The following is a 14,971-nucleotide window of genomic DNA, read 5'->3' as shown; positions in this document are numbered from 1 at the left end:
CATGGACTACCCCGGCGTAGACCACTTCTCCGTTGTCTCGCTGGTATCCATTGCCATCGCGACCGTGAATGTCATGGTGATGCTGGGCGTCAGCCTGGTGCATCCCCGTGAATCCGGGCCGCCGATCTGGGCCTTGGGCAATGTGATCTTTGCGATCGGCATTGCCACTCTGACCTTGCGCACACCAGAGACACAGTCCTATCTGTTCTTCTGCGGCAACGTCGCCTTCGTGGTCGGCTATGTGGTGTTCTGGTGGGGCTGTGCGCGGTTTCAGCAGCGGCCCGCGCCCTACCGCGCCAGCCTTGCCATCATCCTGCTGCATCTTGCGCCGTTCAGCTTCTTCCTCTTCATTGAGCCCAACACGGTCGCGCGCATCATCGTCATGGCAACGACGCTTGCGATCATCTGCGCGGCGATTTCATGGATGATGCTGCGCCGGATCGAGCCGGGCCTGCTGCAGAGCCAGGCGCTGGTCGGCATGATCTTCGGCGTTCTGGCGGTGCTTTACCTGCTGCGGAGCGTTGCGGTGGCGACCGGCGCACTGGATGTAAGCGATTTCGGCAAGGGTCCGCTGGGTAGCGGGGTTTTCATCCTGCCCGCGGTCGGCTCACTGCTGGCGACTGCCGCCTGCGCGCTGATGCTGACCCAGCGTCTGCAATACCGCCTGCAGGCCACCGTATGCTCCGATGCGCTGACTGGCCTGTTGAACCGCGGATTGCTGGATGAAATCGGCGCCAAGGAAGTCTCGCGCGCCCGCCGCCATCGCGAGCCGCTTTCCGTGCTTGCCTTCGACACCGATTTCCTCGGCCGGATCAACCGCGAGCATGGCGTGGGCGCTGGCGACGCTGCCCTGCGGCATATCGCGGAGATCGTTTCATCCAATCTGCGGCTGGAGGATCATTTCGGCCGCCTGGATGGCGGCACCTTTTGCGTGATCATTCCCGCAACACCACTGCAGGGCTCCATCAATCTGGCTGAACGGCTGCGCAGCCGCATTGCCAGCGCGCCGCTCCGTCTCGACGGCAACGCGGCGGCAACCGTGACCGCCAGTTTCGGCGTCTCCTCCCTTGGTCTGCATGGCGACGATTGGGCGTCGATGCTGCAGCGCGCATCGATGGCGCTGGATCAGGCCAAGGCCCAAGGCCGCAACCGGATCGAGGTGGCCGCGTTGGAAGAGCGAAGCTTCCGCCGCACCTAGCGTTGCAGCCAGCGGCGCAAGGCCGCAGCAACTTCGTCCGGCGTTTCCATCGGCGGCAGATGGCCGGCCTCTTCGATGATGGTCAGCTCGGCATCAGGGATCAGCGCCGCCATTTCCTCGTGCACTTCGATGGGGGTGAGCGCATCGACGCGGCCGCACAGTACCAGGGTCGGCAGCTTGTATTGCGGCAGATAGGGCCGGCTGTCGATCCGGCCCATGATCGCCGTCTGCTGCTTGAGATAACCGTCGCGGCCGATCTCTTCCGCCATAGCCAGCAGGCGATCGACCAGCGGCTGCTTCTTCACGTTGCCGGGATGCAGCAGGAAAGGCAGAAGCTGCGGCGTGATTCCCTTGAAGCGTCCGGTCTGCGCAAGCTTCAGGAATGAGCGCCGCTTCTCGGTCTGCTCCGGCGTATCCGGCCGCGCCGAGGTGTCGAGCAGCGCCAGACGCTCCACCCGCTCCGGCGCCTGGCGCATGATCTCGTGGCAGATATAGCCGCCCATGGAAAGGCCGCAGAGCGCGAAACGGTCCGGAGCCTCGGCCAGCACGGCGCGCGCCATATCGCTGATGCTGTCCTGATGATACTGGCCTGAAGGCACAATGCATTGCGCGATATCGGATAGCCGCGCGATCTGCTCCCGCCAGAAATCCGCAGTCAGCAACAGTCCTGGGACGAATACCAGCGGCTGGCGCATGGAAAAACCTTTCCTCAGACTTACTTGATCAGGCGCGACAACGCCTTGAACTCAGCATGGGTCGCTGTGCCCAGCCATTCGAACAGACACATCTCGGTATTGACCAAGGTGATGCCTGCGGCCGTCAGCCGGCGATGCGCCAGTTCGGCACTCTCCTGCCGGCGCGAGGAGGTGGCATCGGCGACGACATAGACATTGCGCCCGGCAGCCGCGAGATCAATCGCGGTCTGAAGCACGCAAACATGCGCCTCGATCCCGGCGATCACCACCTGTCGGCGGCCGAAGCCCTCGATATCCGCGCTGATCGTCGGATCGGCCCAGGCAGAGAAATGCAGCTTTTCGCGAACCAAGGCGCTACCGGCCGCTTCACTGACCGGCGCCACCGTGGGGCCAAGACCTTTGGGATACTGCTCGGTCACAAGGACTGGAATCCCCAGTCGCTTTGCCGCTTCCAGGAGCAGCCCGGCATTGCGCACCACCCGCTCCGGCTCCTGCATCACGGGCAGAAGCCGCTCCTGAATATCGACAATCAGCAGGAGACTATCAGGGGCAGAAAGCAAGGTCATGGCACATGGCGACTTTAATGCCTGCCGCCGCCATGCGCCAAGTCCTAGGGATGGGTAAACTTAGTGGCTAAACAACACCGGGAGCGGGGCTTTCTCCAGCATCGTTTCTGTTGCGCCGCCGAAGACGACCTCGCGCCAGCGGACATGGCCGTAGGCTCCCATGACGATCAGATTGGTATTCAGCCGCTCGGCTTCCGCCAGCAGGATTTCACCCGCCGCAGCGTCGTCACCGGAGCGCAACACCAGCTGCGCCGTGACGCCGTGGCGCGTCAGGTGATTGACCAGCCGCTCGCCTTTGGCTGCCGCCTCATCCGGCCTGCCCACGCAGAGCACATCCACCGATTTCGCCGCCTGCAACAGCGGCATGGCATCGTGAACGGCGCGGGTGGCCTCCTTGCTGGCATTCCAGCCGACCAGGATCCGCTCACTCGACGCGTCCGGCTTCGGGGTGCAGGGAAACATAAGGACCGGACGCCCCAGGCCGATCGCCACATCATGCCGCAGCAGCTCGGCGCCATACTCGCGACCGAGAATGGGATCGTTGCTGCAACCCGCCGTCTGGTTGACCAGAACCAGATCGGCGGTGCGCCCATAGCAGTGGATCGCCTCCAGCGATCCGCCCTGCACCTCCACCCATTCCCCTGCGACATCGGCACGAGTGATGGCTTCGTTAAAGCGTTCGCGCCCGGCCTGAGCCTCAAGCTCCATCGTTCTGGAATGCTCCTGGATGACGGAGGTGGGAATGTAGTGATAAGCCAGCGGCAAACGCGGCCGCGTGAACAACGCGGTCAGATGTGCTCCGGACTGACGCGCAAGTGCAACGGCATAGTCAATGCCGACTTGCAGTCCCTCCGGATTGCCGACCGTAAGGTGCAGAACGAGGTCCCGATAAGGCATCTGTATCAATCCAATTCAGTTATCGAGAAGCTCAGTTACCGAAAAGCACGGGGACCGTCATGCTGTTCAGGACGGTTTCGGTTACGCCGCCGAACACCATCTCACGCAAACGGGAATGACCGTAGGCGCCCATAACGAGAAGATCGGCGCTTTGATCAGCGACCGCCGACAGCAGCGCCTCGCCCGGTTCGATATCCTCGACCACGGTATGGGCAACTTCCACCTTGACGCCATGGCGGGCCAGATGGCGCGCCATTTCGGCGCCAGGCGTGCCGCGGCTGTTATCGGGGTTGATTCCGAACACGACCACCTTGCTGGCCGTCTTCAGGAAAGGCAAAGCGTCGTGCACGGCGCGGGTTGCTTCCTTGCTGCCATTCCAGGCGACCATCACGCGGTTGCCGATGGCCGGATACTGGCCGGCATAGGGAATGGTGAGGATCGGACGGCCGGCCCGCAATGCCAGTTCATGCGGCAGGATGTCGACGCCAGCCGGCACCTTCGCCGGGTCTTTCGGATCGGGATCGGGCTGGCCCAGCACGATCAGGTCGAAGGCGCGCCCCTGTGTTTCGATGGCATCGACCGGCAGACGCTCGCTTTCGAGCCAATCGACGATGATGCCCTGCTTCTGCGCTTCGGCTTCGAATTCAGCCTTGGCTTTGGCCGCAGCGGCGCGGGCCTCGTCGGCCTGACGCTGGAAAAGCTCGGGCGGCACATATTCGCCCATGTAATACAGGTGCTGCGGCGGAGGCAGCGTATACAGCGCCGTCACATGCGCGTTGAAACGTTGCGCCAGCTGAAAAGCGGCAGCGGCCTTGGCACCGTTGCGCGGATCGTCCGTCAGGTGAACGAGAATATCGGTATAGCTCATTTATGCCCTCGCTTCTCCGATTGCCGTTTGCCGAATGGCGACAACACCATCCTGCCGGAGGATACTGTTGCGGCATTGACTTGGGTCAATCTTCGAGCGGAGCTTTCAGTTGCTGAGCAGAACCGGTAACGTCATGTTCGACAAGACAGTTTCGGTCACGCCGCCGAATACCATCTCGCGCAAGCGAGAATGGCCGAAGGCGCCCATCACCACCAGATCGGCGCCCCTGGCCTGGGCCTCAGCCATGAGAACCTGACCGACTTTCTGGCCGCCGCCATCGATCACCGTGCTCTGGATGCGCAATCCATGCCGTTGCAAATGCTCGGTGATTTCGCTCAATGGCGAACGCCCTTTCTTCTCAGGCGCAACGACGACGATGTGCACGGCCTCAGCACCGCGCAACAACGGCATGGCATCATGCACTGCACGCGCCGCTTCACGCTTGCCGTTCCAGCCGATCAGCACATTGCGCCCGATCTCAGTGAATGTTCCCTGATGCGGGACTGCAAGCACGGGCCGGCCCGCCTGCAGAGCCAGTTCATGCGGAAGCACATCGGTTCCGTAAGGAATGGCGGCCGGGTCGCTGGGATTGGGATCCGGCTGTCCGACGATGACGAGATCGCTGGCCCGGGCTGCGAGCCGCAAGGCCTCCACCGGTGCCATGTCGCTGGCCAGCCAGCGGTGCTCGACATTGGCATCTGCGCAGGTCGCCAGGAACGTTTCCTTAGCGCCGACCGAAGCCTTCTGCGCTTCATCCATCTGCTTCTGGATCAGCTCAGTCGGAATGTATTCGCCCATGTAGTAAGGCACATTGGGCGGCGGCACCGTATAGAGTCCGCTGATGCGGGCGCCGAAGCGCCGCGCGATCGCAATAGCCAATTGGATCCGAGCCTCGTTGCGCGGATCAAGCGTCAGATGAACGATGATATCCCGGAAACTCATCGCCTGGCCTCCTTTGTTGACGGCCGCATCCACGTCCCCCGACGACGCGGCCATGTTCTATTTGGCTTACGCAATGGGCGATGACGGCTGGTCAGCACCAACCGACAGGACCAAATGGCCCTTATCAGAAATGTAGGGATCTGCCGGCCATGAAACAAGACCGGAAGGCTGGCGAACACCGGCCAGGTGATCGCTCAGCTTAGGCAGCGGCTTGAGCCTTCCAGGGCGGCAGCCGCCCCTCTTCCACCGCGTGGCAGGCCACCGCACCGCCAGGAACCGGAATTGTCTTCGGTACCTCGCGCTTGCAGCGCTCATTCGCCAGCGGACAGCGGGGATGGAAGCTGCAACCAGGCGGCGGGTTGAGCGGGCTCGGTACTTCACCGGCCACCGGCGTACGCGAACGCCCGGTCATGTCCAGATCCGGAATCGCATCCAGCAGCATGCGCGTATAAGGATGCTGCGGACGGTTGAACAGCGTTTCCGTATCCGCCCATTCAACCAAACGGCCGAGATACATCACACCGACCTTGTCGGAGACGTGATACACCACTGCCAGATTGTGGCTGATAAAAAGGTAAGTCAGGTTCAGCTTGCGCTGCAGATCCTTCATCAGATTGAGGATCTGCGCCTGCACCGAAACGTCGAGCGCCGATGTAGGCTCGTCGCAAACGAGGAATTCAGGCTCGCCCGCCAGGGCGCGGGCGATCGAAATGCGCTGACGCTGGCCGCCGGAGAACTCATGCGGGTATTTCCGCGCATCCAGCGGCGAAAGGCCGACCTGGGTCAGCAGCTCGCCAACCCGCTTCTCGATGGCCTTCTTGTCCTTGAGCAGACCACGGAAACGCAGCGGCTCAGCCACGATGTCACCTACGCGCCAGCGCGGATTGAGCGATGCATAAGGATCCTGGAAGATCATCTGCATGCGGCCCTGAATCTCAGGGTGCTTGGCACGCTCCGCAGCCGGACCGATATTCACGCCTTCGAAATTGATTTCGCCTTCCGACGGCTCGTAGAGGCCGACGATCAGGCGCGCCACGGTGGACTTGCCGCAACCGGACTCGCCGACAAGGCTGAAGGTCTCGCCCTTGTTGATCTCGAAACTGACGCCATCCACTGCGCGGACGATGCTTTTCCCCTTGCCTTCGAGCACACGGTTGAGCCAAGGCGGAGAAACGTCGAAGACGCGCTTCAGATTGGTGACGCGCAGCATGGGAACGGTCTGCTCAGACATGGGCCTTCTCCTCGACCAGCCAGCAGGCAGCCAGGCTGTTGCCGGCAGGCATCGGGTCGGGTCGATCTCGATAGCAACGGTCGAATGCCTTCGGGCAGCGCGGATTGAAAGCGCAGCCCTTCGGGATCGCATTCAGCCGCGGCATCGAGCCATCGATCTGCGTCAGGCGCTCCACCTTGTGGGTCATGGTCGGAATCGCGCCCATCAGGCCGATGGTATAGGGATGATGTGGACGCTTGATCACATCCTGCACAGGGCCGATTTCGGCGATACGACCGGCATACATGACAGCGACACGATCAGCCGTTTCGGCGATCACGCCCATATCATGGGTGACCAGCATCACCGCCGTGCCATGCTCGCGGCACAGCCGCTTCAACAAGGTGATGATCTGCGCCTGGATCGAAACGTCGAGCGCCGTCGTTGGCTCGTCAGCGATGATCAGCTTCGGCTCGGCCGCCAACGCCAGCGCGATCACGACACGCTGCCGCATGCCGCCGGAGAACTGATGTGGATAGTGGTTGATGCGCTCCGAAGCAGACGGAATGCCGACATCCTCGAGCAGCTTCACCGCGCGATCCCGCGCCTGCGCCTGGGTTAGCGGCAGATGGGTCAGAATGGTCTCGATGAGCTGGTCCCCGACCTTGTAGAGCGGATTGAGGCTGGTCAGAGGATCCTGGAAGATTGCGCCGATCTGACGGCCGCGGATCTTGCGCATCTCATTATACGGAAGATTGTCGATGCGCCGCCCTTCCAGGCGGATCTCGCCCGCCGCGATACGGCCGGGCGGCTCAAGCAGGCCGATGATGGCAGCGCCGGTCATCGACTTGCCGGCACCGGACTCGCCCACCACACCAAGCACTTCACCGGCAGCAATATCGAGGGAGACGTCGTCAACCGCGACCAGCGTGCCGCGCCGGGTCGGAAACTCGACACGCAGATTACGGACTTCAAGAAGCTTCGGGCTGGTCATGAGCGATCACCGGAGCTTGGGATTCAGGGCGTCTCGCAGCCAATCGCCAAGGAGATTGACCGACAGGACAAGGGCGGCAAGCACAACTCCCGGGAATATGGTGATCCACCACTCGCCCGAGAACAAGAAATCATTGCCGATGCGTATCAGGGTACCGAGCGAGGGTTCGGTCGGCGGCAGGCCGACACCCAGGAAGCTCAGGGTCGCCTCGGTAATGATGGCGAGCGCCAGGTTGATGGTCGCGATTACCAGCACCGGCCCCATGACGTTGGGCAACACATGGCGCAGCGCGATCAACGGGCCCGGCAGGCCGATCACCCGGGCGGCCTGGACATATTCCTTGTTCTTCTCGACCAGCACCGAGCCGCGTACCGTTCGCGCATACTGCACCCAGTAGCTGAGGCCGATGGCCACCACAAGCACGGCTTCCGCGATGTCGGAATGCCGCGCCTCGCCCAGGATGCCTCGGCTGACGCCGTCGACCAGCAAGGCGATCAGGATGGCCGGGAAGGACAACTGGACATCCGCGATGCGCATGATCAGGCCGTCCACCGGACCGCCGACATAACCGGCGATCAGGCCCAGGCCAATACCCAGAACCATCGCAAAAATCACCGAAAGGAAGCCGACCACGAGCGAAATGCGCGAGCCATACATGATGGTCGAAAGCAGATCGCGGCCCTGATCGTCGGTGCCGAGCAGGTACTTCATTTCCCCGCCCTCTTCCCAGGCCGGCGGCTTGAAGGCATCCGACAGTTCCAGCGAAGCCAGGTCGAAGGGGTTATGCGGCGCAAGGTAAGGCGCGCCGAAAGCCATGATGAAAAACAAAACCGTGATGACGGCGGACACCATCACCAGCTTGGAGCGCTTGAAGCTCCAGAACAGGTCGCTGTCGGTGGTCTGGCGCCAGAATTCGACGACGCGTGCAAACGGCAACATCATTTCGCACCCGCCTTCGCGCCCTGCGAGCGCAGCCGCGGATCAACCACGAAATAAAGCACGTCGACAATCAAATTGATCAGCACGAACAACAACCCAATCAACACGAGGTAAGCAGCCATGACGGGAATATCGACGGCCTGCACCGATTGCAAGAACAGCAGGCCCACGCCGGGCCAGGAGAACACCGTCTCGGTGATGATCGCGAAAGCGATGATGGAGCCGAGCTGCAGGCCGGTGATGGTGATGACCGGAACCAGGGTATTTTTCAGCGCGTGGCCGAAATGCACGGCGCGATTGGTCAGGCCTCGGGCACGGGCGAACTTGATGTAGTCGGTGCGGAGCACCTCAAGCATCTCAGAACGTACCAGCCGCATGATCAGGGTCATCTGAAACAGGCCAAGCGTGATCGACGGCAGGATGATGGCCTTCCAGCCGCTAACGGTCAGAAAGCCGGTGGTCCAGAAGCCGATCTTCACGGTGTCGCCCCGTCCAAATGACGGCAGCCAGCCGAGCATCACGGCAAAAATCAGAATCAGGAGAATGCCAATCAGGAAGGTCGGCAGAGAAATACCGATCAATGAAACAGTCATCATCGCGCGACTGATCCAGTGATGCGGATACAGCCCCGAGAACACGCCCATCGGAATGCCGATGACGAGGGCGACGAGGACGGCGATGAGGCTTAATTCGAGCGTTGCCGGCAGCCGATCGAGGATCATCCTGCCAACCGGTTCGGTCGTACGATAGCTGAGGCCGAATTGGCCCTGCGCCGCATTGGCGACGAACCGCGCAAAGCGAACTGGCGTCGGATCATCGAGGCCAAGGGTTTTGCGCAGCTCCACACGCTGTTCAGCGGGCAGATCCTGGCCAGCCATTATGGCCACCGGATCGCCTACAAAATTGAACATGGTGAAGGCGATGAAGGCCACGGCCAGCATGACCAGCACGGCCTGAACCATACGACGAACAATAAACGCAATCATGGGACAGTCTGAGGGAAGACGGCGGCCCGGCTATTGCCGGGCCGCGCATCGACGCTGGTGCCTTACTTGATCTTGACGAAACGCAGCGGGAAGTAGTTGTCCGCCGGCTGATGGAGATCAACGTTATCCTTCGCGGCCCAGACAACGAACTGCTGGTGCAGCGGGATATAGGCAAAGTCGTCCACGTAGATCTTGGTGGCTTCCTTGATCATCGCATCGCGCTTCGCCTTATCGGTCTCCTGCTCGATCTTGTCGGCCAGCTCATCGAACTGCTTGTTCGAGTAGCCGCCAGCATTGAACAGGCCCTTCTTGGTCGCCGCCGACGGAGTCTGGATCAGCGATTCGAAGACGTTATGCACGTCGTAGGTGGCGCCCGGCGACCAGCCCAGCATGTAGAGGGCGATCTGCGGCGACTTCTCGATATCCGAGGCCGTGCGCAGGATCTGCGCGAAGTACTTCGCGCGGGTCTGCGCCACCAGATTCACCTTCACGCCGATCTTGGCCAGCATCGCAACGGTGGCCTGGCAGATCGCTTCGTCGTTGATGTAGCGATCGTTCGGGCAGTCCATGCGGGTCTCGAAGCCGTTCGGATAGCCGGCCTCGGCCAGCAGCTTCTTGGCCAGTTCCGGATCATACTTCGGACGGACGTCCATCTGGGCATCATAGCCGTTCAGGCCCTGGCCAACCATCAGAGCGGTCGGGCGAGCCTGGCCGCGCATCACGGTGCGCTTGATCGCCTCGATGTCGATGGCACGATAGAGCGCTTCACGAACCCGCTTGTCCTTGAAGGGGTTCTTGCCCTTCACGCTGGTGTCCGGCAGCTCGTCGAGCTGCTGGTTGAAGCCCAGGAACACGATGCGGGTCTCAGGGCCTTCCAGAACGCGGCGGCCCGAGGTCTTGCGGATGCGCTCCACGTCCTGCGGCGGGACCGTATAGATCATATCGATCTCACCGGACAGCAGAGCCGCGACACGGGTGGCGTCGTTGGCGACGCGCTGGAAGATGACCTCGGTCAGGTTATGCTCGGGCTTGTCCCACCAGTTCGGATTCGGGACCAGCACGGTCTTCACGTCCGGCTCGCGGACCTTCAGCATGAAGGGGCCGGTGCCGTTGGCGTTGCGGGTAGCGAAGTTCTCTTCGTTCTTCGTCATGTCCGCGGTTTCAAGGGCGTTGTTCTTCTCCGCCCAAATCTTCGACATGATGCCGATCTGCGCCAGCTTGTCGTTCAGCAGCGGATCAGGGTACTTGGTCTCGATCTCAACGGTGAAGTCGTCGACCTTACGAACTTCCTTTATCGAAGTGAAGTTACCGGCAACGTTCGAGCCCTTGCCCACGGCGCGCTTGTACGAGAACACTACGTCATCGGCGGTGAACGGCGAACCGTCGTGGAACTTCACGCCCTGGCGCAGCGTCCAGCGCCACAGCGTCGGGCTCGGCATTTCCACCTTAACAGCCAGCGCCGGCTCAAGCTTCAGCTCACGGCTGCGCCGGAACAACGGCTCGTAGAAATTGGCATTGAAGCTCAGCAGGAACGTCTCGTTGCGGGCATACGGGTCGAGCGAGTTCACATCGCCGTCATTTGCCCACTTGAACGTCTTGGCGGAGCTCGGCTGAGCGCCGAGCAACGCCACGGCGGCAACAGCCGCCACAAGCGTGGCCTTCAAAAAGGTGCCTCGTTGCATTGTCCCCTAATCCTTCTCCCGATTTGGTTTGGCCCATTTGTGATCTGGACCGAGATCCCACCCGCAGCCCAGTGAGGGGCCGTGGCGTTGGCCCGGATCATAGGGCTGTCACAGGGCGGCCGTCTACACTTGATGCGAAAAACGTCGTGGTGAAAAAACTACCCTGATGCCTGCGGTTAAGGCAGGCGCTACTGCAGACGGCGGGCGATGGAAACCACGTCCCGCCCCTTCATGATGCGACGCGTCGGCATGATGATGGTGCAGCCTTCCGCAGGGGCACGTATCTCCTCGCCGCCATCGGTCGCGATCAACGCGTCGCCGGGAAGCTCCTCGAATCCCACGAATGGCGCGGCAAAAACGAAGTTGTCGGTTTTCGCCACCAGCACATCCGTCACCTCGTAGCGCTTGGGCTGCCCCGCTTCGGGGCGATATTGCGCTGCAAGATCGGTGGGAATCAGGCCAAAGAAATCGAGGAAACGCATGGTCACCGCAATGGCGATATCCCCACTTGAACGTGCGAAATGCTGCCCGCATTCCACTACTAAGGCTACCGGCGTCGCCTGCGGGTCGCCGAAGGCGCCATACTGGATCAGCGGCCGGCCCGGATGTTTCACGCCGGGCAGGATGACGTGGTGTAAGGGCGAGTGCAGATGACGCGCCAGCGGCTCAATCTTCGCATGCGGCTCATGGATCAGCATCGGCGGCACAGCATAGGAGGTCGAATGCAGATCGAGCAGCGCATCGGCCTCAGCATAGATATGACGCAGCGCACGAGCGCGTTTTACATCGACCGTCGCATCTGGTCCTTCGAGCGTGTCGTTATCCCACACGCGGTTGAAATCGCGCTCGACAAAGCGCGATTCAAACGGCTTGCTGGGATCGAAACGATGGTAGGCATCCACATTGGCAAAGATGAGCGTGAGCTTGCCGCGCAGCGGCTTGATGCCGCGTTCAAGCAGATGGGTCACGGCAATCATGCCGCAGAATTCGTTACCATGGGTGAGCGCATTCACGATCACATGCGGCCCTGGCCGGCCTGAATCGAACGTGTGCACATAGTCCACGCCCCGATTCCCGGTGCGATACGCCGACAGATCCTTCGGCATCAATTCGATCGGCGGCAAAACCCCATGCTGCGCTGTCATTGCTGGCTCCAAAACCAAATTACACTGCCGATGCCGTAAAGGCCGAAGCCGAGCATCAGCAACCCAGAAAAACCATTGACCCATCGCATCTCGCCCAGGCCCAGGCGATGCCGGAAGGCACCGGCCAGTACGGCAAGCGACAGCCACCAAATCGACGATCCAATGAATACGCCGAGCACCAGCCAGATCGCCATCTGGTTGGACAGGCCGAAAGCGCCGATGCCGAAAAAGGCAAAGACGCCCAGAAAAGCGACGATGGTGATCGGATTGGTGACGGTGAGAAAGAAGGTGGAGACGAAGCCCGCAACGATGCCGCTGTTACGAATCGGCTCTTCTAAAGTCTGCTGTGGCGGCGGATGTATGGCGGCGCGCAACATCTTCCACGCCATGAAGCAAAGGAACAGGCCACCGCCGCAGCGGAACATCAGCTCGTGTTCCTGCAGCCAGTGGGAAATGAGGCTGAGACCGAAAGCCGCGACGCAGCCATAGAATGCGTCTGCGACGGCGGCGCCCAAACCGGCCATAAGCCCGTTCAGGCGGCCCTGGCTGAGCGTCCGCTGCAGACAGAGAATGCCGACCGGCCCCACAGGCGCGGCGATGATGAACCCCGCCAGACCGCCCTTGCCCAGCATCAGCAGGCTTTCAAACACAGTCTATTCACTCCAAACACGCTGATGGGGCAGGCTGTAGCATGGCGGCCCCGGCCCGTAAACCAATGCCCTTCCCTTTCTGGCTCCATAACATTGCAAAATACTGGCCCTTATTGGGGATCCGGATTCGCGGTATTCGCAGCGACCGAAGGAGAACACCTGTATGCCTCAAGCTGCTTCCGCCCCTACCCGCGTCCGTCCCCCAAGCCCACGCATCCGGGTCAAGCGAGTCCCTGACCGGGGCCATTACGACCGGGAAACCGTGCATGCCATCCTAGATGCCGGCTATGTCTGCCATGTCGCGTTCCAGGATCAGGGCCATCCGGTCGTCATCCCAACTGCCTACTGGCGGGAGCAGAATCACCTCTACATCCACGGCTCGACCAAAAGCCGCATGATGATGGCCCTCACCGCCGGCGCGCCGGCCTGCGTCGCGGTCACGCTGCTGGACGGCTTGGTGCTTGCCCGCTCGGCTTTTCACCACTCCATGAATTACCGCTCCGTGGTCGCCTTTGGGACATTCGAGCGCGTCGAGGACGGGGTCAAACTTAAGGCTCTGGAGGCCTTCACCGAGCGCCTGGCCCCCGGCCGCTGGGCGGAGATCCGCGGCCCGAACAAGCAGGAATTCAAGGCGACGATGGTGTTGCGCCTGCCGCTGGATGAAGCGGCGGCAAAGATCCGCAGCGGTCCGCCCAAGGACGATGCCGAGGATATGGCGCTTCCCGTCTGGGCCGGCGTTCAGCCCTTTGCACAGGGCTTCGGCGAGCCGGTGGCCGATCCGCAATTGGCGCCAGGTACGCCGCTTCCCGCCTATCTCAAGGCGGCGACCAAACGCTGAACCGCGCGGTCGATCTGCTCCTCCCGCGTCGCGGCAAACCCCAGCAGCAATCCGCTAAGCTGCCGCGCAATGGCGTAACGGCTCAACGGAACCGCGCCGATACCGGCGGCGACGGCCTTCTCGGCGGCCATTCTGTCATCGCGCCCATCGACGAATTCGGCGACGAGATGCAAGCCAGCCTCCGAGCGCCGCGGCCGCAGCGGACCGCCAGCATGGCGATCCAACGCCTCCAGGAGCGCGAGGCGGCGGCGGCGATACAACGTCCGCATCCGGCGGACATGCTGAGCCATATGGCCGCCGGCGATGAAAGCGGCCAGCACTGCTTGCGACCATCCCGGCGCATAGCCATCGGCCGTGGCCTTGAGCTTCAGGAAATCACCCACCAGCGCCGGCGGCAGCACCACATAGCCAAGCCGCAGGCCAGGAAACAGTGCCTTGCTGAAGGTGCCGACATAGAGCACGCGGGAGCCACCATCGAGCCCCTGTAAGGCTTGGATGGGCGGGCTGCCGTAACGGAATTCGCAGTCGTAATCGTCCTCCACAATCCAGAAGCCCCGCTCCCGTGCATCGTTGAGAAGCGCCAGACGACGCGCCAAGGGCAGCGTCATGCCGAGCGGGAACTGGTGTGATGGCGTGAGCATCGCAAGCTTCGGCGTTGTCGGCGCAGCCGTAATCGCCGCCGGGTCGAAACCCTGGTCATCGACGGGAACCGGCAGAAGCCGGGCGCCCACACCCGCCAGAGCCTCGCGGGCGCCGATATAGCCCGGATCCTCCACGGCAGCGGTATCACCCGGATCGAGGAGCAGGCGGCCGATCAGGTCCAAAGCCTGCTGGGCACCGGAGACGATCACGACGGTCTCCGGGGTGCAGACCACACCCCGCGTCTCCGCGAGATACCGGGCCAGCGCGACCCGCAGCTCGGGCAGGCCCCGGGCATCGCCCGGCCCGAGCGCCGCTTCCGGCTGCCGCCGCAAGACCTGCGCCGAGAGACGCCGCCAGAGTTCTATGGGGAATAAATCGAGCGCAGGCTGGCCGAAGGCCAGCAGGCTCGGTGCAGTCTTGAGCACACCTTCTGCGTGTACTGCTGGAAAGGCCCCGGCGCGCCGGGACAGACCCGGCGAATGGGCCTGACGCTGCGGGTTCCCCTCCGGGGGCAGGTCGGAGGCGATGAACACGCCAGCCCCCCGCCGGCTCTCCAGATAGCCCTCCGCCACCAGCCGGTCGATGGCGGCGACCACCGTATTTCGGGCCAGCCCCAGATCGACGGCCAGCGCCCGGCTGGACCCCAATTGTGTACTTGACTGAACAGTGGGAATATTCCGATGACGGAGCAACTATCCGAGATTACGCCTGAGATGTCG

15 protein-coding genes are annotated in these 14,971 nt (G+C 62.2%); 2 read left to right on the top strand and 13 right to left on the bottom strand.

Annotation, left to right across the window (positions count from 1 at the left end; genetic code table 11):
* Nucleotide 1: 1 nt before the first annotated feature.
* Complete coding sequence (locus Q0603_RS17445) at nucleotides 2-1,198, top strand: GGDEF domain-containing protein (RefSeq protein ID WP_298728087.1); 1,197 nt, start codon at nucleotides 2-4, stop codon at nucleotides 1,196-1,198.
* Here Q0603_RS17445 and Q0603_RS17440 read toward each other — a convergent pair.
* From Q0603_RS17440 to Q0603_RS17385, 12 genes are all read right to left on the bottom strand, one after another.
* Nucleotides 1,195-1,893 (bottom strand): alpha/beta fold hydrolase, encoded by a 699-nt coding sequence (locus Q0603_RS17440; protein WP_298728085.1) that lies wholly within the window; start codon nucleotides 1,891-1,893, stop codon nucleotides 1,195-1,197. The genes Q0603_RS17445 and Q0603_RS17440 overlap by 4 nt on opposite strands.
* 20 nt (nucleotides 1,894-1,913) lie before the next feature.
* Nucleotides 1,914-2,459, bottom strand: a complete 546-nt coding sequence (locus Q0603_RS17435) for a hydrolase (RefSeq protein ID WP_298728083.1) — start codon at nucleotides 2,457-2,459, stop codon at nucleotides 1,914-1,916.
* Nucleotides 2,460-2,519: 60 nt separating this feature from the next.
* Complete coding sequence (locus Q0603_RS17430; protein ID WP_298728081.1) at nucleotides 2,520-3,356, bottom strand: universal stress protein; 837 nt, start codon at nucleotides 3,354-3,356, stop codon at nucleotides 2,520-2,522.
* A 31-nt stretch (nucleotides 3,357-3,387) separates the two neighbouring features.
* Nucleotides 3,388-4,224 (bottom strand): universal stress protein, encoded by an 837-nt coding sequence (locus tag Q0603_RS17425; RefSeq protein WP_298728079.1) that lies wholly within the window; start codon nucleotides 4,222-4,224, stop codon nucleotides 3,388-3,390.
* 105 nt (nucleotides 4,225-4,329) lie between these two features.
* Nucleotides 4,330-5,166, bottom strand: a complete 837-nt coding sequence (locus Q0603_RS17420) for a universal stress protein (RefSeq protein WP_298728077.1) — start codon at nucleotides 5,164-5,166, stop codon at nucleotides 4,330-4,332.
* Nucleotides 5,167-5,365: 199 nt separating this feature from the next.
* On the bottom strand, nucleotides 5,366-6,397 hold the full coding sequence (locus Q0603_RS17415) for an oligopeptide/dipeptide ABC transporter ATP-binding protein (protein ID WP_298728075.1): 1,032 nt from the start codon (nucleotides 6,395-6,397) through the stop codon (nucleotides 5,366-5,368).
* Nucleotides 6,390-7,370 (bottom strand): ABC transporter ATP-binding protein, encoded by a 981-nt coding sequence (locus tag Q0603_RS17410; protein ID WP_298728073.1) that lies wholly within the window; start codon nucleotides 7,368-7,370, stop codon nucleotides 6,390-6,392. Before Q0603_RS17410 ends, Q0603_RS17415 begins: the two co-directional genes overlap by 8 nt.
* Before the next feature lie 6 nt (nucleotides 7,371-7,376).
* On the bottom strand, nucleotides 7,377-8,312 hold the full coding sequence (locus Q0603_RS17405) for an ABC transporter permease (protein WP_298728072.1): 936 nt from the start codon (nucleotides 8,310-8,312) through the stop codon (nucleotides 7,377-7,379).
* Complete coding sequence (locus tag Q0603_RS17400) at nucleotides 8,309-9,295, bottom strand: ABC transporter permease (protein ID WP_298728070.1); 987 nt, start codon at nucleotides 9,293-9,295, stop codon at nucleotides 8,309-8,311. Before Q0603_RS17400 ends, Q0603_RS17405 begins: the two co-directional genes overlap by 4 nt.
* Nucleotides 9,296-9,357: 62 nt before the next feature.
* Entirely contained in the window at nucleotides 9,358-10,977 is a 1,620-nt protein-coding gene (locus Q0603_RS17395) for an ABC transporter substrate-binding protein (protein ID WP_298728069.1), read from the bottom strand.
* A 188-nt stretch (nucleotides 10,978-11,165) separates the two neighbouring features.
* Nucleotides 11,166-12,122, bottom strand: a complete 957-nt coding sequence (locus Q0603_RS17390; RefSeq protein WP_298728068.1) for a succinylglutamate desuccinylase/aspartoacylase family protein — start codon at nucleotides 12,120-12,122, stop codon at nucleotides 11,166-11,168.
* Nucleotides 12,119-12,772 carry a LysE family transporter gene (locus tag Q0603_RS17385; RefSeq protein WP_298728066.1) on the bottom strand — a complete coding sequence of 218 codons (654 nt, stop codon included), beginning with the start codon at nucleotides 12,770-12,772 and terminating at the stop codon, nucleotides 12,119-12,121. Before Q0603_RS17385 ends, Q0603_RS17390 begins: the two co-directional genes overlap by 4 nt.
* A gap of 163 nt (nucleotides 12,773-12,935) precedes the next feature.
* On the opposite strand from Q0603_RS17385, the gene Q0603_RS17380 reads away from it, so the two are divergent.
* Entirely contained in the window at nucleotides 12,936-13,610 is a 675-nt protein-coding gene (locus tag Q0603_RS17380; protein ID WP_298728064.1) for a pyridoxamine 5'-phosphate oxidase family protein, read from the top strand.
* Here the strand turns inward: Q0603_RS17380 and Q0603_RS17375 are convergent.
* Nucleotides 13,583-14,899, bottom strand: a complete 1,317-nt coding sequence (locus tag Q0603_RS17375; protein ID WP_298728062.1) for a PLP-dependent aminotransferase family protein — start codon at nucleotides 14,897-14,899, stop codon at nucleotides 13,583-13,585. The two genes, Q0603_RS17380 and Q0603_RS17375, sit on opposite strands and share 28 nt — an antisense overlap.
* Between the last annotated feature and the right edge of the window lie 72 nt (nucleotides 14,900-14,971).

Origin of the sequence: uncultured Ferrovibrio sp., from assembly GCF_937960835.1 — a bacterium.
Classification (GTDB): domain Bacteria; phylum Pseudomonadota; class Alphaproteobacteria; order Ferrovibrionales; family Ferrovibrionaceae; genus Ferrovibrio.
The sequence above is the reverse complement of the archived record's forward strand: the minus strand, read 5'-3'. Positions and strand labels throughout refer to the sequence as shown.